The following is a 21,370-nucleotide window of genomic DNA, read 5'->3' as shown; positions in this document are numbered from 1 at the left end:
GCGATGGCACAGGCCCGCTCGTAATCCCCCTCGCAACCGGTCCATTCGCCCAACGCACTCGTCTCTACGACGGCCAAGGGCCCTCCCACCGACTCTGCCCAGATCATTCGCGCAAATCTCCCCGGCCGACCAAATCGCTTGTGAGTGCGCAGATGAGATCACACGCCAGCCGGGGCGGCGAGTACGGCAGGTGGTCGGCATGACTGGCCTGGCGTACTTCCTCGACGGGCTGCGCTGCTCCATCTGCGGCACGCTCAACGTCCTGTGGCTCGACCCCGTACGTGGGGCCGGACGACGGGCCGCTGTGGAACAGCAACTTCAACCGCCGTTTCTGGACCAAGGCGCTCACGAAGACCGGTGTCCCGAAGGTCCACTTTCACGATCTCCAACACACGGGGAACACCCTGGCGACCAGCACGGGCGCATCACTGCGAGAGCTCATGGACCGCATGGGCCACTCCAGCACACGCGCCGCGATCATCTACCAGCACGCGACCGACGAGCGACGGCACCAGGTGACCGGGCAGTTCGACAGCCTCGCACGAGGACAACTCAAGAGTGGATCGGGCATGCAACGAGGCCGAATAACGATCAAAGCCCAGGTGGGGAAAATGGTCCCTGACCTGGGCTTTCGAGTGGGTGGAGCCTAGGAGATTCGAACTCCTGACATCCTGCTTGCGAACGGGAGCCAGTCACCAGATCGGCCATGTCTCGGCCTGTTCCGGCGTGTGGTGGCGCCTGTCGATGTAAGTGCTTGTGCGGCCCGGTTGCTGTACTGACGATCAAAGGTGGACGTTACCCGAAGGCTATCTATCGCTGCAGGTCAGCGGCATGATCGCGCGTCACGTCGAGCTTTCAGATTCAGTACAGCAGCCGCGTCGTCAAGCTTCGGCGTTCTGGGCAGTCATCAAAGCTTCGTAGAGGTGCCACCCATCGACTCGAGTAGCCAGGGCGCCGCTGGGCGCATCTGCCCTGGTCGGGTGGGGTTATCCCTACCGCGTGTTGGCCTGCTGGCATGGTCACCTCGGAGAAGCCGGACATATAGCTTCATAACGTCACAAACAACCGATTAAGGGCTTCACTCGTGTCTGACACCACCTCATTCCGCCGTATCGTCTCCCGCTCCGCCGTCGTCGCGCTGGCCGGCGCGGCCTGCCTCGCGGTCACTGCCGGGAGCGCCGGAGCGATCATCAACGGCTCCAAGTCCACCGAGTCCTACCCCTTCATGGCGACCATCCCGACCACGGCCCCGCTCATGGGCCTGACGGACGGTAACTGCGGCGCGGCCCTGATCAACCCACAGTGGGTCGTGACCGCCGCGCACTGCCTCGACATGGAGATCGGCTCGATCTCGAAGGGGACGGTGCGCATCGGCAGCGACAAGCGCAAGTCCGGCGGAACCGTCCGCAAGATCGCGCAGGCGTTCCTGCACCCGGACTACGCCCAGAACTCACCCAACAAGAACGACATCGCGCTGGTCCGCCTGGACCGCCCAGTCAGCATCAAGCCCATCAAGATCGCCGAGCAGGCGGTCAAGCCCGGCACGCCGACCCGGATCATCGGCTTCGGCATCACCAAGTTCAGCACCAACCCGGCTGAGTGGAAGATGGCCAAGAAGCTGCGCCAGCTCGACACCCGGCGTGGCGCGGTCTCCGAGTGCGGCCCCGGCTTCGCCGATGACACCCGCCTGTGCACCGTCAGCCAGAAGCCCAAGGCCATGGCCTGCAACGGCGACTCCGGCGGCCCCCAGATCCAGCGCGGCCGCAACAACAGGTGGGAGCTGATCGGCGTCACCTCCGGCCCAGGCGCCAAGAGCCCCTCCTGCGAGCAGGGTCCCGGCCTCTACACCAACGTGCCCGCCTACAGCGACTGGATCAACAAGACCATCCGCGCGAACAGCTGAGCCGCAGCACAGCAGGCCCGGTGACGGACCGGGCTCACCAGCGGGACCACCGACCACGGCGGAACCGGCAGGCTGGTGTTCTGCACGAAGAACGGGACCGCGCTGAGCGCCGGCAACGTCCGGCGGGACTTCCGGAAGATCCTCAAAGACGCCGGGCTGGTCGACACGGAGTGGACGCCCCGGGAGATGCGGCACAGCTTCGTCTCGCTGCTCTCGGACTCCGGCGTTCCCATCGAGCACATCTCCCGGCTGGTCGGCCATGCCAACACCATGGTCACCGAGACGGTCTACCGTCTCCAGATCCGGCCCGTCATGCAGGAAGGCGCGACGGCGATGGACGGTCTCTTCGGAGGCGGGCGGGAGGCTTAGTCACCCAGATAGTCACTCAAGCCCGGTTTTCATGATCACAGACTGAGTGTTTTGGCTGGTGGAGCCTAGGAGATTCGAACTCCTGACATCCTGCTTGCAAACGGGAGCCGGTCACGACGTAGAGGCCTCCTCTCCCTGCTCAAGCGGTGGTAGGAGACTGGTGGCGTCTAATCGGGTGAGGCGACGTTGCTGTATCCGGCTGCTGTACTGCACGCCGCGGGAACGCCCGGCGTCATTGGACGATTCGCCAGCCAAACCCACCGCCTTAACCGCACGGGTCGGCCTCTCGTCGCTTCGAGCTATCGCAGACCTGATGCCACCTCGATATGCCGAAGGACCAGCAGGAGATCGCACGAGTGCAGACGTTGCTCAAGCCGGTTCACTCGGGCACCGAGAAGGTCGCGCTGCGCTTCCGTGAGAACGCCGCCGGAGTCCAGGCGCTCGCTGACGCATCTGCTGCTCTCGAGAAAACCGGGTCTGCGGAAGGCATCAGACGAGGTAAGCGTTGGCGACCAAGGCGCTCAAAGCCCTGCGCGCAGCTCGCGCCCTCGCCCGCCAGCGCGCCTGGGAACTGGCAGCAACGATGGCGCCAGGCAGCGACGGCGAGTTGCCCCCTCGATCTCAACACCACCATCGTCATCACCCACTCCGACAAACAACACGCCGCCCCGACCTGGAAACACACCTTCGACTTCCACCCCATGACGGTCTTCGCCGACCACGGCCCCGGCGGCTCCGGCGAGCCACTGGCCATCGCGGAGCCCGACCTGACCACGATGACCTTCACGCAGTCATAAGCGACCGGACCCACGGGACGGTGAACCGTGCGTGTCCGGGCAAGGATTGCCGCCGCGGATAAGGGCCGGTCATGAGAACTCATGGGAACTTGCGTCCGGCCGATCGGGTATGGGGAAGGAGACAGGGCGAGGGATTGGGATCGATACCGCGCCCTGTTGGGGGGTCACATGGTGCCACCTGACGCCGGTGGTCGAGTGGACGCAGAAGCGGTCAATGGATACTGGCCAAGGCTGGGGCGCGCTTGATGGTGTTCGCGGCGGCGATCACGGCGGCCATGCTCGCGGCGAGGACGGAGCGTTCCTGGCCGGCGGACCAGCCGATGGTGTCCTCGGTGCGGTATTCGAGCAGGGTCAGTGCATCGCTGTCGTTGCCGGCGCCGACGCTGGTCTGGTGCAGGCTGAGCACGTCGATCCGGATGCCGTGGGCGTCGAGCGCTGCAGTGAGTGCTTCGACGGGACCGATGTCTGTGTGTGTGCTGGTCTGTTCGGTTCCGTCGATGCGGAGGCTGACACGGGTGCGGGTCTGCCCGACTGTCTCCGAAGTGTCGTACCCGACCAGGACGACGGGATCGGTGGGCGCGGGCCGGTGGAGGTAGAGACTGCGGAAGGAATCCCATAGCTCGGCGGCGGTGACCTCACCGCCGGTGGTGTCAGTGTGCTGCTGAACGTGGCGGGCGAAGTCGATCTGCAATCTGCGGGGCAGCTCGACGCCGTACTCAGTTTCCAGCAGGTAGGCGATGCCGCCCTTGCCAGATTGGGAGTTGACGCGGATCACCGCGTCGTAGTCGCGGCCTATGTCGGCCGGATCGATCGGCAGGTATGGTACCCGCCATTCCAGCTCTCGTTCAGGTCGGCCCTCGGTGGCGGCGCGGGCGCGGTGTTCGGCGAAACCCTTGCGGATCGCGTCCTGGTGAGTGCCGCTGAACGCGGTGTGCACCAGGTCACCGACGTAGGGGTGGCGCGGGTGTACCTCGATGCGGTTGCAGTGCTCGACAGTGCGGCGAATCTCGTCGATGTCGGAGAAGTCGATCATCGGATCGATGCCTTGGGCGTGCATGTTCAGTGCGAGCGTGGCGATGTCCACGTTCCCGGTGCGCTCGCCGTTACCGAAGATGCAGCCCTCGACCCGCTCGGCGCCGGCGAGCACGGCCAATTCGGCGCAGGCGATGCCGGTGCCCCGGTCGTTGTGCGGATGGATGGAGAGGATCACGCTGTCGCGGCGGGAGAGGTTCTTGTGCATGTACTCGATCTGATCGGCGTACACGTTCGGGGTGGCGACCTCGACCGTGGCGGGCAGGTTCAAAATCACCGGCCGCGCCGGGGTGGCATCCCACAGCCCGGTCATCGCGTCGCAGATGTCGAGCACATAGTCGGGTTCGGTGAGATTGAACACCTCGGGCGAGAATTCGAAACGGACGTTCGGCAGGTCGCCCGCGAACTCCAGCACGTCACGGCCGCCGCTGAGGATGAGCTGTTTCAGGTCATCCGGTTCGTAGCCGAGCACCATGCTGCGCCAGGTCGGTGCGGTCGCGGTGTACATGTGGATCACCACGGGGTTGGTGATCCCGCGGATGGAGGCGACGGTGCGGTCGATCAGGTCGCGCCGGGCCGGGGTGAACACGACGATCGTCACGTCGTCGGGGGCGATGTCGGTCTCGGCGATCAGCCGCACGAAGTCGTAGTCGGTTTGCGACGCCGAGGGATAACCGACCTCGATCTCCTTGTAGCCCATCGCCACCATGAGCTCGAAGAAGCGGCGCTTGCGGGACGGGTCCATCGGCTCGGCGAGCGCCTGGTTGCCGTCGCGCAGATCGACCGGCACCCACAACGGAGCGGTCGTGAGGCGGCGGGTCGGCCAGTCCCGCTCGGCGAGGGGCACGTCCACACGGGAGTACACGTCGGCGTAACGGTGCGAGGGCATCTGCGAGTGCCGCTGCCGGTTCCAAGACGGTGCCTGCTCGGGCACCGGGCCGGCGGGCGTGGAGATGCGGGGGAACAATGTCGTGGTCATGTCGAGGGTTTCCTTCTTCTTCGGTCCTGGCGACCGGCACAGGGTTCGGCTCCACGACAGGGAGCCGGTCTAGCTAGGCCCCGCCGTGGCGGCGAAGAAGAAGGAGCTCGACAGAGAACATGAGTAGACTCTAACACAACTCCTCAGACAAGCAGAGCAGAGAGAGGGTCGTAAATATGGCGCAGGTGAGGCGGGCACCATTGGCGGATCAGGCCGCCGAGCTGCTGCTGGAGCGGATCAGGTCCGGTGAGTGGGGTCTGGGCGAGAAGCTGCCCGGCGAGACCAGCCTGGCGCCGCAGCTCGGCGTCGGTCGCTCCACCGTCCGCGAGGCGATCCGTCAGCTCGCCGGTCGTGGCGTGCTCGCCTCACGCCAAGGCGCCGGTGTGTTCGTCACCGCGCTCGACGCGCCAGAGGACTGGGACGTGGTGCTTCGCCGAGCCGGGATCGTGTCCGTCATCGAAGCGCGCATCGCCATCGAGACAGAAGCCGCCGCCCTCGCCGCCGCGCGGCGCACCCCCGCAGACCTGCGTGCCATCCGCCGCGCACTTGCGCAGCGAGCCGAGCACCGATCCGACATCGAAAGCCACGTCGATGCCGACACCGCTTTCCACCGCGCTATCGTCGCCGCCGCCCACAACCCGGTCCTTATCGAGCTGTTCGACAGCTTCACCCCGCGACTGCGCGAAGCGATGATCGACATGCTCCGTATCCGTAAAGAGTTCGGCAGCGACGCCGACCACGCCGCCCACACCGAACTGGCCGACGCGATCGCCGACCGGGAAGAGACCGCCGCCGCAGAACGCAGCCGTACCCACCTGCTGACCCTCAGAGAGGGTCTCACGTAGCAGCTCCATGGCCTGGAAGCCTGACCACGGGCGGGCAGGTCTTGTCCGGCTGTCCTGCGTCCTGACTGATCGCCGCATCGAGCACCACAAGGCGATCATCCCTGAGAACACACATTGACATGAGCAAGGAAGGAGCACACTTGACCGCCACCGAGATACTGCGCTTGGACAGCGTGGACTTCGTCCGCGAATTGCGGCAGATTCTCACCGACATCAACCTCACTGTCCACGCGGGCGAGCACTGGGCGCTCATCGGCCCCAACGGGGCAGGCAAGAGCACGATCCTGAGTATGTGCGGCGCCGAAAAACACCCCACCCGCGGCTCCGTCCACGTTCTCGGGCACCAGCTCGGCCGCGTCGAGATACGCAAGCTGCGCGAGTCCATCGGACACGTCAACCCCCGCCATCCGCTGCGCTCCGCGCTCACCGTGCGGCAGGTCGTCCTCACCGGGGCGACCGGTACAACCGAACTCATGAACCGCTGGGAAGCAGAACCCGACATCCTGGCCCGCGCCGAATACCTCATCGAGATGCTCGGCCTCAAAGAGCTGGACGGTGCGACTTGGCCCACCATGTCACAGGGCGAACGCGGCAGAACCCTCATCGCCAGGGCTCTACTGCCTGATCCGCCGTTGCTGCTACTCGACGAGCCGTCGACCGGCCTGGACGTGGCCGCACGGGAACGGTTCCTCGAAACAGTCGATCACCTGCACCGCTCGCAACCAGACCTCGCGACCGTGCTCGTCACCCACCACCTTGAAGAACTGCCCGAGACAACTACGCACGCCGTGCTCATCAAAGAAGGCCGGGTCCTCGCCTCCGGCCCTGCACACGATGTACTCACCACCGAGCTGGTAACCGAAAGCTTCAATTACCCAATCCAGATCGAATACCGCGACCGGCGCTGGCAAGCCCGCGCCGACCGGATGCTCAACTGGTAGTTACTGGAGGCATGAACTGACCGCTGACACATCTCCGATGGCCACACCAGCCACGACGCGATCCTCTGCTCATCGGGAGAACAGCAGCGACAGCGCCGGGGCCAATACGAACACTCACACGGTGATACCGTGCGGGACTACGGGTTGAGCGAGCCTCGGGGCAGGCTGTTCTCGGGAGCCTGTTCCCGTGAGGAACTTTGAGTGAAGCCTAGGAGATTTGAACTCCTGACATCCTGCTTGCAAATCGGTCTGATCTCGGGCTGTGCAGGCCGTGAGCTGGGCGGAGGGCTCCCCGCGAGTGACCGTGACTGACCCCTGTTGACCGCCCTTAATGGCCCGCTAATGGCCCGGCGGTCGTCCCGGTTCTTCCTCGCGACGTGGGATCCTCAACGCATGTCCACGATCAAGAACAGTCTTCCCGATCCTCTACCCGAGTTCTCTGACTGCGGTTGCTCGGACATCTACTACTGCTCACGGTCTGGTGAGGTCGAATGCCCCCGGCACAGCGGCTTCGATATCTGCTGCGACGCGCTTGATCAGCACATCCTGCTCCACGCATGACCACCAGTTTGGAAGATCTCGGTACGCGACCCTGTGATCTGCTGCGGCGCTGGTCAGAGGCGGTCTCGCCCTGTCCGTGAGTCCCCCTGATTCCCCGTTGTTCCCCGGCCTTACCGGCACGCGAATGGCACGATCTGAGAACCCCGTGCGGACGCACACGCCTCCCCCGCCGGATCTTCCCGTCGCCAGCCACCTACGACCTCAGCCCTTGCCCTGGCGACCATCCCGGAGTCGGAGGCCCCCGCCGGAGGCGAATGGCGCCCAAGACCATAGAACTCGGGGGCGGTGTGATTGTCGGAACTGCTCGTTACTGTGGCAGCACGTCCAGGAGAACGGTAGGAAGCGTGCAGCATGGAGATCACTCGTGACGATGTCGCCTGGCTTGCCCGTGACTATGCGCTCCTTGGCATATGGTGTCTGACCTTTGTACGGGGGCTCGACGAGGCCGAGGCGTTTCGGCGTGTGGGCGTCGAAGAGGGGAGCATCCGGTCGCTCACCCATGAGGAGCTGATGGATGAGTGGCCCTTTCCTCCCACCCCTAACAAGATCCTGGCGGGGCACCTGGATGGCTGGACCGTGCTCATCGAGGTGTTCGGCAGGGAGTCGTTGGACGCCTTGCAAGCGCTATCGGTGGGGACGGAGGCCGTGTCGGTACAGCGGCATGATGATGCGGCCGACTGCTTTGCCTATGCCGTTGACGGAGAACAGGTAACCGTCTTTGATCCGATAGATCCCGCAGAGCGGTATGGGAGTGATCCGGATCGTCTGGTGGACCTGATGAGGGACGTGGGCTTTGATCCTGCGTACGAACTGAGCATTGAAGACGATGAGGAGGATGAGGAGAACGAGGAGGGGAGGTTCGATCGCCCGATAGTGGACGGGGCTCTGATGCTCGCGGCGCGGTTGACCGGTGTCGTATTGACTCCGGACGTCTTGAACGGGCCGTTGTTGGGAGCCGATGTCATGGTTCATCGATCTCAGGGCTGATGTGGCGGCGTGCCGGTGGTCGGTGAGTGCCTTGGGTCCGGCGAGTGCGTGGGTCGGTGGACGGCCCGGGTCGCCTCCGGCCGGGACCGGCGCCCACGCCGCACGCCCGGGCGGCAGAGGGCCGGGTACGGCGGCGCGGCGCGCCGCCGCTTGATCAGCACGCGCCGCGGGACGCCGATCAGAAGATCGCCAACGCGCTGAGCGCACGCGTGGAGGCCGAGCAGAGGAAGAACGACGGCGGGGCGGCCGTGCCGGTCCCTGTGAGCTAATGGCCCGAGTGCCGCACACCAAGATCCGTTAAGAGGTGTTCTGGCTGGTGGAGCCTAGGAGATTCGAACTCCTGACATCCTGCTTGCAAAGGGGAGCCGGTCACCACCTGGGGAGCTCCTCGGCCTGCTCAAGCGTGTGATGGTGGATGTTGACGTGAGGGGTTGTGCGGCCCTGTTGCTGTACTTCCGTGCTGTACGGCATGCCTCCTCGGGGCTACGGCACAGCCGCTCGATCACCACTCGGCGTGCAGGATCTCCAGGGCCTGGAGCACGTCAGTGACGACATGATCAGCGTCATGATCGTGGTCGGGCCACGTGCCTCGGTCGACCCAGATCGTACGCAGACCGGCTGCGCGTCCTCCGCCGATGTCGGCAACGAGGTGGTCACCGACCATCCATCCCCCCTCGGCCAGGATCACGCCACAGCGCTTGGCCGCGACCTTGAACAGACCGATGTCGGGCTTACGGATGCCGTCGACCCCTGAGAGCGCGTAGGCGTCGACGGCCTCGGCCAGTCCCGTCCGCTGGATCTTCCCGAGCTGGTTGTCCGCGGTTCCGTTGGTGACGATCGCCACCTCCCAGCCGGACGCACGGAGTCGAGACAGCCCGTCCATCACCTCGGGTCGACAGTTGACGAGGTGTGGCATCCGCTGACGACAGCGACTCCACAGCTCGTCAACTGAATCGGGCAAGGTGAAGCGGTCGCGGACCTTGGTGAAGAAGACCTCACGGTGCGGGTAGCCGGCCCGGTCGAGAGAGAGCAACCAGTCAGCCGCCTGACCCCGCCCCAATCTCACATAACCAGTTCCGAAATCATCGGTCGAGGTTCGCTGCCGCCTGCCCACTGACGGACCGATTTTCGAGCCAGGCGGACCAATCACCCTGCTGGCGTACCCGAGACCATGGTCAGAGGGTTGTGAGCGACTGTCGAAGGATGCTTCCGTAAGGGGACGTTGCTGTCATTGCTGCTGTCACCTACAACGCCCGCAAGGTCGCCACCGACTACCACGCCCACCACCACAAACCCATCAGCCGCGACACCCTCCGCGCCCGGCTCGGCGTGTCCAACCAACTCGCCTCCGACCTACTGCGCCACCTACGGACCGCATCCGACCCCACCTAGTGCTGTGACCGGAAACCTTCACCGGTCTCGCGTGTAGCCGCTGGCGTCGGTTGGATGTGTCCTACACGTCCGGCTGGCGCGAGGAGGCGCGGTGGGAGAACCGGTCCGAGTACGAAGACTGATGGACGCCGAAGGGCAGAAGCTGCAGCAGATCGTCCGCCGGGGCAGCACCAGTTCGGTCCGGTACCGGCGGGCGATGATCGTGTTGGCTTCGGCCGGGGGGAACACCGTCGCGGTGATCGCGCGCCTGGTGGCCGCCGATGAGGACACCGTCCGCGCGCAGGCTCTGCCCCTGGCCGCGCAGGAGCAGAGCCATGTCGCAGCGTGGCCTCGGGTCAGTCCGTGAAGACCAGCTTGGAGTACTGGTATTGGGTCTTGCCGTTCTCGTCGCCGTTATGGACCCGGCCCGTCATGACCTGGTTGGAGGGCGCCATCGAGGTGTGGCTGCTCTCCTTGTACTGGTCGCTCCAGATCGGGCCGGTCACCTTCACCTGGCGGTTCTGCCAGTACAGCGCGGCGGTGCGGTACCTCGTGGGGCCGTTCTCGTCCTTCTCGTGCCATCTGCCGACCAGCACCTGGTCGGCCGAGGCGACGATATAGCCCTCGCTCTCCTTGCGGGGCTGGGTCCAGTCACCGGAGTGCACGTAGACCTTCTGCCCGTTGATGTAGATCGTTCCGCAGTAGTACGTGGTCGGGGCGTTCTCATCGCCGACGTGCCTGCGGCCGGTGAGCACCTGGTTCACCGGGCAGATGAACTGGGAGTTCTTCTCGGACGGCATCGTCTTGGTGGAACCGGCCCGGACCTCGATCGTGTAATCGGCGGCCGCTGCGGGAGAACCCATGGTCACGGCCGCCAGCGCGGCGACGGCCAGCGCGGCGGACACGGTCGTGCGGTGATTCGTCATCGTCTTTCCTTCTTTCTCGTGCCAGTACGTCTGTGGGTTCAGCCCGCGAAGGTCACCGTCGAGTACTGGTACTGGGTCTTGCCGTTCTCGTCCCCGAGGTGCAGGCGGCCGGTCATGACCTGGTTGTGTCCAGCGGTCCAGGAGTGGTTGTTCTCCTTGTAGATGCCGCTCCAGGTCTTGCTGATCAACTGCACCTGCCGGCCCTGCCAGAACAGCGTCGCGGGGCGGTACCGCGTCATGCCGTTCTCGTCACCGGTGTGCATCCGCCCGGCGATCGCGACGCTCCCCAGGGTGGGTTCGTAGAAGGAGTCCTTCTCCTTCATCTGCGTACTCCAGTCGAGCAGCGACACCCTGACCTGCTCACCGTTGATGAAGATGAAGCTGCAGGAATACGTGGTGTCGGCGTTCTCATCGCCGTAGTGGCTGCGACCGGTGAGCACCTGGTTCGTCGGGCAGGTGAAATTCGACCGCCACTCCTTCACCGTCTCGACGTGAGCGCGCTGAACGCTGATCGTCACCGCCGAGGCCGACGCCGCCGAGACGGGCGCCATCGCCACGATCGCCAGCGCGGCTACCGCCGTCGCGACGGGCACGGCCTTACGAAACATCCCCATACTTGCTGGATCCCCCTGTGTTGCCGCGAATGGATCTCATCCGCCCCACAGGTCTAAAAGATCACGCTTGGAAACGTCTAGGACTTGACTTGGGCGGGTGAGGGTCAGCCCCTCTTACCTGAGCGCTCCTGTTCGATCCACTCCCGCAGAGCGGCAATGCATTGGTCGTCCATCAGTCTTCGAACTCGGACCGGTTCTCCCACCGCGCCTCCTCGCGCCAGCCGGACGTGTAGGACACATCCAACCGACGCCAGCGGCTACACGCGAGACCGGTGAAGGTTTCCGGTCACAGCACTAGCGAAAAGGAGAACCCACATGACCGCCAACCGCGCCGCCTCTACGTCTCGAAGTAACGCCCACCTGAGCAAGCGAGGCCGCGTGTCTTCCCAGACACGCGGCCTCGCTGCTCGTACGGGGACATTCCCGGGGCCGTGAACTCTGCCGCGGGCGAGAACGACGGCGTTCATTTCTTCTCGCTGAGGGCGAGCAGCCTGTCCACCAGTGTCCGGGCGTGGTGCGCGTTGGTCGGCCGTTCGAAGAACATCGCGTGGAAGTACAGCGGTGCGAGGATGACCTCCAGCAGCTCCAGCAACGTGGGGGGGTTCTCCCCGCGATCCCTGGCGCGGTCGAGCATCTTCTGGAGCTGCGTGCCTCGCTCCAGAAGATAGACATGCTTGGAAGGCTCTCCCTCCGGGCGCGCGCCCACCAGGGCGGCACGGAGGAAGACGGGACCGAGGGGGCCAGCCACGTCCTCGGCCACCTGGACCGCGTAGGCCTCCAGGTCCCCACGGAGCGTCCCGGTGTCGGGAACCGGGGACGAGCGCGTGAGCTGCTCGGTCACCACGTCATCGACCAACGCGCCCAACGTGCCCCAGCGCCGGTAGATCGTGGCCTGGTGGACTCCGGATCGCTCCGCCACCTGCGCGATGCTCAGATCGTCCCAGTCCGCCTCGTGGAGCAGGTCGAGGACGGCCTCGCATACGGCCGTGCGGACGCGGGCGTTACGCCCCCCGGGCCGGCGTACGGGTTCCTGTGCTGCCATGGCCGACATCTTAACGCGAATAGTCTTGCTTTAAGCGCGTCGCCGCGCTAACTTCCCCTTGAAGCGAATAATTTCGCATTAAGGGGACGGGCGTGGATGCGCTGATCTTTGAGAAGGACGTCACGTTCTGGTACGAGACGCTGCGCTTGCTCGGCCACATCGCCTACGGCGGCGCGGACTTCGGTGAAGTGATCACCACCGCACAGCGGATCACCGAGAGTGACTACGACAGCTGGCACAAGGAGTGGCGGGCGACGGCCGACCGCGTCGCCGGCGAAGCTCGGCGGAGCCTGGCGGCCGGCCACGAGGTCAGCGCGCGTGACGGGTTGCTGCGGGCGTCCACCTACTACCGCTCTGCCGAGTTCTTCCTGCACGGCGACCCGTCCGACCCGCGCGTCGACCAGTCCTACGCGCTCGGCGTGGAGTCGTTTCGCGCGGCGGCCCGGCTGTCGGACATCAGGATCGAACCGGTGCTGATCCCGTACGCGCACACCGCTCTCACCGGCTACCTCTACCGGGCGGGCGACAGCCGTACACCCCGGCCCACCATCGTGATGCACAACGGCTTCGACGGCAGCGCAGAGGAAATGCACTTCTTCGGCGCGGCGGCGTTCGCCGAACGCGGCTACCACGTCCTCACCTTCGACGGCCCCGGGCAGCCTGGGCCGATGCACCGCGAAGGGTTGGTGTTCCGGCCAGACTGGGAGAAGGTGGTCGGCCCGGTGCTCGACTACCTGCTCGCGCTGCCCGAGGTCGATCCTGAGCGGGTCGCGCTGCTGGGCGCCAGCATGGGAGGACTGCTGGCGCCACGCGCCGCCGCCTTCGAACCGCGGATCAACGCGCTCATCGCCTTCGACGGCGTCTACGACATGGGGGCGATCGTCGCGGGCCACTTCGGCGAGGACCGCGATCAGGCGCGGGCCGTGCTGGGCGCCGAGTCCGCGCCCGAGGTCGACGAGATCATTCAAGGCCTCATGGCGAACGACCCCGTCATGCGGTGGGCCTTCACCCACGGCATGTGGGTCACCGGCGCCCGGTCACCGCGCGGGTACGCGGCCAAGATGCTCGACTATCACCTTCGTGACGGCATCGCCGAGCGGATCAGGTGCCCCACCCTGGTCTGCTCGGCCCCCGGCGACTTCGCCTTCCAAGGCCAGCCCGAGGCGCTCCACGATCACCTGACCTGCCCGAGAACCTTCCTCGAGTTCACCGCCGAGGAGGGTGCCGACGCCCATTGCCAATCAGGCGCCCAGCGACTGGCCATGGCCCGCATCAGTGACTGGCTCGACGAGACCTTCAGGGGTGAGAAATGAGCCGTTCAGGTAACAACCAGATCGTTTCGGTCGTGCTGTGGGACGTGGTGCCGGTGATCGGCACCTACTATGCGTGCCGCGCGCTGAGCGTGAGCGAGTACGCCGCCATGCTGACGGCGGCGAGCGTCGGATTCCTGCGGGTCGCCTACGTCGCCGTCCGGCAGCGTCGCTTCGATGGATTCGCCGCCTTCATGGGCGTCGTCTTCGGCGTGGGAATGATCCTCTCCTTGCTGACGGGAGACGCGAAGTTCCTCCTGGCCATCAAGTCCGTCACCACCGCGGTCGCGGGCCTGATCTTCCTGGGTTCCTGCGTCGCAGGCCGTCCCGCGGCCTTCGCCGTGGCGAAGCGCTTCGGCGCCGAAGACGCGGACACCGCGCGGCGCTGGGACGTCCTGTACGCGGCGGAGCCGATGTTCCGCCGGACCTACCTGGCGATGACCCTCGTCTGGGGAATCGCGCTTCTGGTCGAGTCGGCCGTCCGCCTCCCCCTGGTCTACTGGCTGCCGACCGATGTCATGGCCGGGCTGTCGTCGATCCTCCTGGTGGCGACCATCGGCCTGCTCGGAGCATGGAGCGCCTGGTACGGCAAGCGCGGCGAAGAGGCGGCGAAGAAGGCCTCCAGTTCGGAGGCCGGCTCCCGGGACGCGGTTCCCGCCAGGACACTGTCCGACGACTGAGCCGCGAATGATGACGGGGCCTGGGAGGACACGGCGGACGCGGGGCCACCCGCCGAGGCAAACGGTGGGGCAGATGTGCTGGCGTCTGGGGACGTTGCTGTGTTGGGTCGGACCGGGGCGCCCTGTCGTGATTGCTCACGGTGGGTTTCCCCGGCCCGCCCGCCGCACCCGGCGTGCGTGTCTCCACGCACCGGGCGCTCCACATGCCTTGCCCGCTGGTCAGCCGCCTGGGGCGGCACAGCGCTGACGGTCGCCTCGCTGCAGATGGCAGTGGCCACCCGCGGCGGTGCCGTGGACCGGGGTGATCTTCCACTCCGATCGCGGGTCGGAGGGCGGATTCAACCGGTCGTCGCAACACCTCGATCTTCGAGGAGGATGTTGTGGCGCAAGGAAGGGCGCGTGCGGCGCTTCAAGCTGGTCGTCCGCCGCTTCGATCACCGGGGCGGCCTCCGGTCAACCGGCATGAGGAGAAGCAGAGGTTCTGGCGGCTGATCGCCGAAGGGCTGTCGAGCGAGGAGGCCGCTGTCGCGTGCGGTGTGTCGATGCCGCTGGGGCCGCGGTGGTTTCGTGAGGGTGGCGGTATGCCGCCGATCAGCCTGGCCCCTCCCTCGGGCCGCTACCTGTCGTTCGCCGAGCGCGAGGAGATCGCCATGCTGCGCGCCCAGGGGTGCGGGGTGCGGGAGATAGCCCGCAGTCTGGGACGTGCCCCGTCGACGATCTCGCGGGAGCTGCGGCGCAACGCGGCGACCCGAGGCGGACGGCTGGACTACCGGGCCTCGGTCGCGCAGTGGCACGCCGACCGTCAGGCGCGCCGGCCTAAGGTGAGCAAGCTCGCCGCCAACGACCGGCTGCGGGAGTATGTGCAAGATCGGCTGGCCGGCACGGTCCGCGCCCCGGACGGCAGCGCAATCGAAGGACCGCAGGTCCGCTGGATCGGGCGACGTCACGGGCGCCGCCGGGACCGGCGCTGGGCGACGTCATGGAGTCCGGAGCAGATTGCGGGCAGGCTCCCGGTCGATTTTCCCGAGGATGAGACGATGCGGATCTCGCACGAGGCCATCTACCAGGCTCTGTATATCCAGGGCCGCGGCGCGTTGCGGCGCGAGCTGACCGCCTGCCTGCGCACCGGGCGGGCGCTGCGGGTGCCGCGGGCCCGGACCCGCCAGCGCGGAAAGAAGTTCGTGACCGAGAACGTGCTGATCAGTCAGCGGCCCGCCGAGGCCGCCGACCGGGCCGTGCCCGGACACTGGGAAGGCGATCTGATCATAGGTCAGGACATGACCCACCACCTCGCCGTCGAGCATGATCGTCTCTTTGGCGCTGCCATCGTCATTGAGAATTTTGGTCCAGCGGGTGGTGAAGGCGTCCAGGTCCGCTGGGTCCTCGACGGTGAAGGCCGCCATCCGGTTGGCCACCGGGTCCAACTGATGCCGGTAGAACACCTGAAGGTCGTCCTGGATCGTGTCACGCAGTACGAGATCGCTCATGCCGTGCTCTCCTTGCTGTCTTGACCTGTCCCGAACTCGTCAGACCTCGCGTGACCAGAAGGCTCCCGAGGTAAGAGTGAGCCGAGGGGAGGGTACAGACAGGAACTGACAAACCCTAGGGCCCCGGTGCCCCTCAGGGGGGAGGCAATCCGGCTGCCAAGCGTGCCCCCAGGATCCCCAGGCCGGCTGCGATGCCTGACCACAAAGTGCGGCTGGAGTACTAAGCCCGGCCTCCCTGGGCTCGCCTCCCAAATTCCTCCCACAGCCAGAGGCTCCAGCCCTGAGGAAGGCAGGGGAATAGGCAACCCCAAGACGGCCAGGCTTACGACGGCCTCTCCACCCCAGAGCACACAGACGGCACTCATCCAGTTCGATGAGCAGCCCTGATACGTAGCCGTTGCTGTATTTTGCTGCTGTACAAGATCAAAAAGGCCACTCCCTGATCATGGGAGATGGCCTCTGAAGTGTGGTGGAGCCTAGGAGATTCGAACTCCTGACATCCTGCTTGCAAAGACGCATACCGATCTTGCTCGACCTGCGAAGACGCAGCTCACAGTGCTGATCGCGTTCCCCGTGACTCCCCGCTGTTCCCCCTTGTTTCCCGTCCCATCGGGCACGCGACGGGCACGGCGGTACTCTCGTTGAGACGATCTCCGGCATTGTGCCGCCCCTCCCCGCATGGGTACGGCTTGCCGTAGGCGATCGGGCACGACGCCGGGGATGCTGGATAGCACCGGAGGCCGTCACCACATCGTGAACCTTTTCATCTTGGCGCCACAGCTCATCGATGGTCAGGACAAGAAACAGACCACCGTTCGGCAAGCCGCTGTGCGACCAGGCTCACGACACCCGGCACGTAAGACTGAAAAGTCTCAGTACTCAAGGACGCCGTGGGCGACCACGATGTGGCTGGAAACATTCGGCCGTACCCCGGTGATGCGCTCGGCCAGCTGCCGCGCCGCGACAAGCCCGCCCTCCGAGTTGCCATGGACTAGGCCGAGCTCGATCCGGTCAGCCAAGTAGTCCTGCGGGGCGTCGTCTGCGTCATGGGGGATCAGCGGGTCGAAAGACAGGATCTTGCGACCGTCCGCGTAGTGCTTGAAGGACGCGACCCTGTTCACGTTGACAAAGACGCTTGCCGTGACCGTTCCCGCCGACAAGGGCCGCAACACCTCATCCAGTCTGCCGGCGAAGCCGTTCCACTCGCCCAGAATGGTGCCGCCCTCGGCCGGATGAGCACAGATGAGACCCTCCTCGATCTCACCTTCCTCATCGTCACCGTCAAACACCTCGATACCGAGGCGGGCCAACGCCTCGTGTGGAGTGAGGCCGCGGACGTGCGTTGCGCAGAACGCATCATCATCAAGCCAGCTGTAAACGCTCATGGGAATCCTGCTCTCTCTGAGGCTAAATCAGGGGAATCCTGGCATGCGGGTCTGACGGAAATCACGGGCGATCCTCTCAGCCTCATGTGCCGGGCGTCGTGAGCGCGGTCGACCTGGGACAGCCCCGTTACCCGGTGGGCTGGGGCTGAGGCACGAAGCCCCAGACCTTCGATCGCCCCCGACCCTGGGCGGAGATCAGCCATAGTCAGGCGATCGTGAGGGCGGTACCGGCTTGATCCTGTCCTGCATGAGGTACAGGACGTGAGAGAGCCGAGCGGCCGGCGCCTATCCGAAGGACGCCGTAGGCGCCGCATAGAGGTGAGGAACTCGCGCATCAAGAGGCGTACCGAGTCGTCGGATAAATTGGGGGTCCGGGGCGTATTTCGATGCGGCAGTGCTTCCGAATAGCGACTATTTGTCAGACCCGTTCGGTACGGTCGCGACCATGACCAACGTCACCTATGCCGCTGCCTGGGCGCCCGATGACGACCCCCAGACAGTGAGTGCAGGACCTTCATGAGCTATCCAGAACCCCGCTACCTCGGCGACACGGGCGAGATCAACGCCACCTACCGCACCGCGGACCACGAGCCCGAGCTGCGGTCCTCCGGTGGCACCGTGACGCACTACCTCGCCACCGGGGCCTCGACGAACGGGCAGTTCGGGATGTACCGGTGGGAGATGGGCCCGGTGCCGAGCGGCCCGAGCCCGCACTTCCACCGCTCGATCTCCGAGTCGTTCTACGTCCTCGCCGGCACAATCCGCATCTACGACGGCACCCGGTGGATCGACACCGTCCCTGGCGACTTCGTGCACGTCCCTGAGGGCGGCATCCACGGCTTCCGGAACGAGTCCGGTGAACCGGCCAGCATGCTGCTGCACTTCTCGCCCGGCGCGCCCCGCGAGGGCTACTTCGAAGGGCTGGTCGAGTTCGCCGTGTCCGGGCGCCCCAGCGAGGAGGAACTCGCCGAGTTCTACCTCCGCCACGACACGTTCTGGGTATAGGCCCATCCTTTCCAGCGAACAGTAAATCAAGGTGAAGAGCATGAACGACGACGTCACCCAGTACATCAACAAGACGCAGCCGTGGCAGATCGACGTGTGCGAGAAACTACGTGCGATGATCGGCGAGACCATTCCAGGTGTCGAGGAACGGCTCCAGTACGGCAAGCCGCACTACCTCAAGAACGGGCACTACGCGGCCGTCATCGCGGTAGCCAAGGCCAAGGTCTCGTTCATGGTGTTCAACGCGACGGACATCCCTGAGGTCAAGGGATTCCTCCGGGCAATGGGCGCCGGTGAACGCAAGACCGTCGACATCAAGGAAGGAGATAACGTCGACTACGACGCACTTGCCGGCATCCTGGAAAAGACCACGGCCACCTTGTAGTTGCGAGGGTGTCTGCCGCGGCAGGGCCACGGCCCCGGCATCAGGGCTGACGGAGTTCTCGAATGTTGAGACGACCAGAAGGGGATTCGCAGGTCACGGGTTGATCGCGTACGGCATGGCGAAGTCCTGACATGCAACAAGGCCCCGTAGAACGGCGGTTCTCACGCCAATCCGATCTACCTGAGCCTCGTTGTCCGTGCAGTTTGCCATGCCGCCCGTCGTGTCCGCCATCAGCGCCACCACCAGCGCCGCTGACCAGCACGGATCTCTCACACCAGCCGATGAGGTCGTGGACATGGCCGGTCTGCGCCAGGCATGGGCCCAGGTCCCAGATCCTCGTGATCGACGCGGACGGCGCTATCCACTGGCCTTGATGTTGGCCCTGGTCCAGGCGGCGATCGTGTCCGGCGCGGTCTCCTCCGCCGCGATCCGGCACTGGATCGCCCGCGCTCCGCAAGAGGTCCTGGCCCAGCTCGGCGCCCAGCGGGATCGGCGGACCGGCCTGTTCCAAGCCCCGCACCCCGATACCGTGTGCCGAACGATCGCGCAGGTCAACGCCGCATATGTGGACGCTGCCTACGCCATGCACCGGACCGGCCAACTGCGCGAGTTGTACGACGATCCCGACGAACTGATCCCCATGACCGTCGACGGCAAGACCCAGCGCGGCACCGCCACCCCCGGCACACCCGCCCGACATCGACTCGGCGCACAGTTGGCCGACGACGCCCTCATGGTCGCGACGATCGACGTCAGCTCCAAATCCAACGAGATCACTGCCTTCGCCCCGCTGCTGGACCAAATCGGCTGCCTGAAGAACGTCGTGATCAGCGCCGACAGGCACCATACGCAGCGGGAGCACGCCCGCTACCTGCACCGGCGTGAGGCCTTCTACGTCTTCCCGGTCGGCGGCAACCAGCCGGCCCTGTTCGACCAGCTCGACGCTCTGGCCTGGAAGGCCGTGCCGATCGGATGGACCACCTACGACCGCGGCCACGGCCGCACCGAGATCCGCACCATCCAGGTCATGCCCGCCCCGGCCACAACCCGCTTCCTGCACGTCAAGCAAGTCTTCCTCCTCGAACGCCACGTCTACGACCTGCGCTGGAAGCCGTTGTCGAGCGTCGCGGTGCTGGGCGTCACCAACCTGCCCGCGACGCTGGCCGGCCCACGACGCCTGGCCGAGCTGGTCAGGGGCGAATGGTCGATCGAAAACAAAGATCATTACGTGAGGGATGTCACCCTCGGGGAGGACCGATGCAGGGTCCGTACCGCCTCGGCCCCGTCGATCCTGGCCACCATGCGCAGCTACGCGATCGGCGCGCTACGCCTGCTCGGCTTCACCAACATCGCCGATGGCACCCGGTGGGCGCGTGATGACTTCCACAACCCGCTGATCGCCCTGAGTCTCACGATGTGAGAACTCCTTCAGCCCTGACGAAGTGGACGCGGCCGATGTGCCGGTTTCCAAAAGTTAATGGCCCGAACGCCGCTCCTCTTGATCGAGGAAGCGGCGTTTTGGCTGGTGGAGCCTAGGAGATTCGAACTCCTGACATCCTGCTTGCAAAGACGCATGCCGATCATGCTCCATCAGGGCAAACACAGCTCAGCACACTGATCGCGTTCCCCATGTCTCCCCGCCTTTCCCCCTTGTTTCCCACCCCATCGGGCACGCAACGGGCACGGCCGCCAGGCATGTCACAAGGAGCACCAGCAGTAGAGCATCTGATCGTTTTCTCTCGCTCGACGCGCCAGACCGACAAGATCCTTTGGTGAGCGACAACATGTACCCGTCGTCATCAGCGGTGAAGTGGGAGAACTCCTCGATGGCTGCCCACAGGGACGAGGCCCAAGGATCGCTCGGCGATCAACTACCTCGCTCGCTGAACCAGGGTGAGGAACGAACCCTGGATCGTCGATCGCCCCCGACCACGTACAGCGTCCGACCACGGAGTGGCGATCGTAGGGCTGTAGCTGTGCGGCGGCGTGACCATGGGCGGGCCGCGAGGTACGGGCGGCTTGGCTGCGAAAAGAGGATGCGGCAGCAGGATGCCGATGTCAGGGTGGTCGCTCTGTGCCTGATACGAAAGGAACTGAGGGACCATGCCTAGCGCCATCACTTTGATCCGCTCCGCTTCTCTGTCCGACGTCGCCGAGTATGCTTACGCAGCCACGGCGCCTGCCGAGTCGCGACTCGTCTTCCTCGCTGGAGCGTGTCCCCTGAACGAGGACGGCTCGACGGCAGCGATTGGGGACTACGCGGGCCAAGCAGCGAAAGCCATCGAGAACATGCAGGCGGCTCTCACTGCCTCTGGCGCATCATTGCAGGACGTCATCAGCACAAGGGTTCTCGTCGCGTCCACCCGGCGGGAGGATTTGGTGGCTGCCTGGAAGGTAGTCCGGGACTCATTCGGTGACCATGACGTACCGAGCACCTTGATGGGAGTCACTGTGCTTGGTTACGACGACCAGCTCGTTGAGATCGAAGCCGTCGCCGCCGTACTTGATTCCTGAGCGGTAAGGCCGCATCTGGGCGGCGGCGTGACCATGGGCGGGCAGCATGGTCCGGGCGGCGCGGCTGGCGTACGGCGACGGCCCGGAGTCCTGCCCGCGCGCCGGGACCGGCCCCCAGGCCGCATGCCCGGCGCGCGGGCGCAGGCGCAGGGCCGGGGGGGGGGGGGGCGGCGCCCCCCCCCCCGGGCCGCGCCACCCGCGGGGCGCGGGGGGGGGCGCCCAGCGGGCGCCCGCCCG

The 21,370-nt window shown here is 65.7% G+C and carries 18 protein-coding genes, 1 tRNA gene and 3 pseudogenes; 15 read left to right on the top strand and 7 right to left on the bottom strand.

The window, feature by feature from the left end:
- Positions 1–281 precede the first annotated feature (281 nt).
- The 4 genes and pseudogenes from ABT130_RS36360 to ABT130_RS36345 all read left to right on the top strand — a co-directional run.
- Positions 282–650: a tyrosine-type recombinase/integrase gene (locus tag ABT130_RS36360; RefSeq protein ID WP_350963384.1), complete on the top strand. Its 369-nt coding sequence runs from the start codon at positions 282–284 to the stop codon at positions 648–650.
- A gap of 434 nt (positions 651–1,084) precedes the next feature.
- Positions 1,085–1,903, top strand: a complete 819-nt coding sequence (locus ABT130_RS36355; protein WP_350963381.1) for a S1 family peptidase — start codon at positions 1,085–1,087, stop codon at positions 1,901–1,903.
- A gap of 75 nt (positions 1,904–1,978) precedes the next feature.
- Complete coding sequence (locus ABT130_RS36350; protein ID WP_350963379.1) at positions 1,979–2,272, top strand: tyrosine-type recombinase/integrase; 294 nt, start codon at positions 1,979–1,981, stop codon at positions 2,270–2,272.
- A 508-nt stretch (positions 2,273–2,780) separates the two neighbouring features.
- Positions 2,781–3,027, top strand: a pseudogene (locus tag ABT130_RS36345) (IS1380 family transposase); the annotation flags it as partial.
- 253 nt (positions 3,028–3,280) lie between these two features.
- Here ABT130_RS36345 and ABT130_RS36340 read toward each other — a convergent pair.
- Complete coding sequence (locus tag ABT130_RS36340; RefSeq protein WP_350963406.1) at positions 3,281–4,990, bottom strand: 2-isopropylmalate synthase; 1,710 nt, start codon at positions 4,988–4,990, stop codon at positions 3,281–3,283.
- Positions 4,991–5,280: 290 nt separating this feature from the next.
- Between ABT130_RS36340 and ABT130_RS36335 the strand changes: the two genes are divergently transcribed.
- The 3 genes from ABT130_RS36335 (at position 5,281) to ABT130_RS36325 (ending at position 8,414) form a co-directional block, all read left to right on the top strand.
- A complete protein-coding gene (locus tag ABT130_RS36335; protein WP_350913819.1) occupies positions 5,281–5,925 on the top strand; it encodes a FadR/GntR family transcriptional regulator in 645 nt (214 codons plus the stop codon).
- A 140-nt stretch (positions 5,926–6,065) separates the two neighbouring features.
- Entirely contained in the window at positions 6,066–6,866 is an 801-nt protein-coding gene (locus ABT130_RS36330; protein ID WP_350963376.1) for an ABC transporter ATP-binding protein, read from the top strand.
- A gap of 912 nt (positions 6,867–7,778) precedes the next feature.
- Positions 7,779–8,414 (top strand): DUF6461 domain-containing protein, encoded by a 636-nt coding sequence (locus tag ABT130_RS36325; RefSeq protein WP_350963373.1) that lies wholly within the window; start codon positions 7,779–7,781, stop codon positions 8,412–8,414.
- 502 nt (positions 8,415–8,916) lie between these two features.
- Here ABT130_RS36325 and ABT130_RS36320 read toward each other — a convergent pair.
- Positions 8,917–9,447 (bottom strand): HAD family hydrolase, encoded by a 531-nt coding sequence (locus tag ABT130_RS36320; protein ID WP_350963371.1) that lies wholly within the window; start codon positions 9,445–9,447, stop codon positions 8,917–8,919.
- A gap of 480 nt (positions 9,448–9,927) precedes the next feature.
- On the opposite strand from ABT130_RS36320, the pseudogene ABT130_RS36315 reads away from it, so the two are divergent.
- Positions 9,928–10,083: pseudogene (locus tag ABT130_RS36315) on the top strand (IS630 family transposase); the annotation flags it as partial.
- Between the two features lie 58 nt (positions 10,084–10,141).
- On the opposite strand, the gene ABT130_RS36310 reads toward ABT130_RS36315, so the two are convergent.
- From ABT130_RS36310 to ABT130_RS36300, 3 genes are all read right to left on the bottom strand, one after another.
- Positions 10,142–10,711 carry a hypothetical protein gene (locus ABT130_RS36310; protein ID WP_350927686.1) on the bottom strand — a complete coding sequence of 190 codons (570 nt, stop codon included), beginning with the start codon at positions 10,709–10,711 and terminating at the stop codon, positions 10,142–10,144.
- Between the two features lie 38 nt (positions 10,712–10,749).
- Positions 10,750–11,325, bottom strand: coding sequence for a hypothetical protein (locus ABT130_RS36305; protein ID WP_350963368.1), 576 nt, complete (start codon positions 11,323–11,325; stop codon positions 10,750–10,752).
- 463 nt (positions 11,326–11,788) lie between these two features.
- The gene (locus ABT130_RS36300; RefSeq protein ID WP_203956329.1) at positions 11,789–12,367 is read right to left on the bottom strand and encodes a TetR/AcrR family transcriptional regulator; all 579 of its coding nucleotides are present in this window, start codon (positions 12,365–12,367) and stop codon (positions 11,789–11,791) included.
- 92 nt (positions 12,368–12,459) lie between these two features.
- Between ABT130_RS36300 and ABT130_RS36295 the strand changes: the two genes are divergently transcribed.
- From ABT130_RS36295 to ABT130_RS36285, 3 genes and pseudogenes are all read left to right on the top strand, one after another.
- A complete protein-coding gene (locus ABT130_RS36295; protein WP_350963366.1) occupies positions 12,460–13,680 on the top strand; it encodes an alpha/beta hydrolase family protein in 1,221 nt (406 codons plus the stop codon).
- Positions 13,677–14,357: a VC0807 family protein gene (locus tag ABT130_RS36290; protein WP_350963363.1), complete on the top strand. Its 681-nt coding sequence runs from the start codon at positions 13,677–13,679 to the stop codon at positions 14,355–14,357. Before ABT130_RS36295 ends, ABT130_RS36290 begins: the two co-directional genes overlap by 4 nt.
- Positions 14,358–14,737: 380 nt before the next feature.
- Positions 14,738–15,628 (top strand): annotated as a pseudogene (locus ABT130_RS36285) (transposase); the annotation flags it as partial.
- A gap of 1,088 nt (positions 15,629–16,716) precedes the next feature.
- Here ABT130_RS36285 and ABT130_RS36280 read toward each other — a convergent pair.
- Positions 16,717–17,229: a DUF6461 domain-containing protein gene (locus ABT130_RS36280; RefSeq protein ID WP_350963360.1), complete on the bottom strand. Its 513-nt coding sequence runs from the start codon at positions 17,227–17,229 to the stop codon at positions 16,717–16,719.
- Between the two features lie 516 nt (positions 17,230–17,745).
- Between ABT130_RS36280 and ABT130_RS36275 the strand changes: the two genes are divergently transcribed.
- The 3 genes from ABT130_RS36275 (at position 17,746) to ABT130_RS36265 (ending at position 20,039) form a co-directional block, all read left to right on the top strand.
- Positions 17,746–18,234 (top strand): cupin domain-containing protein, encoded by a 489-nt coding sequence (locus tag ABT130_RS36275; protein ID WP_030926130.1) that lies wholly within the window; start codon positions 17,746–17,748, stop codon positions 18,232–18,234.
- Between the two features lie 40 nt (positions 18,235–18,274).
- Positions 18,275–18,619 (top strand): DUF1801 domain-containing protein, encoded by a 345-nt coding sequence (locus tag ABT130_RS36270; RefSeq protein ID WP_350963357.1) that lies wholly within the window; start codon positions 18,275–18,277, stop codon positions 18,617–18,619.
- 208 nt (positions 18,620–18,827) lie between these two features.
- The gene (locus tag ABT130_RS36265) at positions 18,828–20,039 is read left to right on the top strand and encodes an ISAs1 family transposase (protein WP_350963405.1); all 1,212 of its coding nucleotides are present in this window, start codon (positions 18,828–18,830) and stop codon (positions 20,037–20,039) included.
- A 103-nt stretch (positions 20,040–20,142) separates the two neighbouring features.
- Here ABT130_RS36265 and ABT130_RS36260 read toward each other — a convergent pair.
- Positions 20,143–20,208, bottom strand: a tRNA-Ser gene (locus tag ABT130_RS36260).
- 514 nt (positions 20,209–20,722) lie between these two features.
- On the opposite strand from ABT130_RS36260, the gene ABT130_RS36255 reads away from it, so the two are divergent.
- Complete coding sequence (locus tag ABT130_RS36255; protein ID WP_350913811.1) at positions 20,723–21,133, top strand: RidA family protein; 411 nt, start codon at positions 20,723–20,725, stop codon at positions 21,131–21,133.
- Positions 21,134–21,370: the final 237 nt, after the last annotated feature.

This window comes from Streptosporangium sp. NPDC001681 (assembly GCF_040298085.1).
In the GTDB taxonomy this organism is placed as follows: Bacteria; Actinomycetota; Actinomycetes; order Streptosporangiales; family Streptosporangiaceae; genus Streptosporangium.
This window is presented reverse-complemented; position numbering and strand designations above follow the sequence as displayed.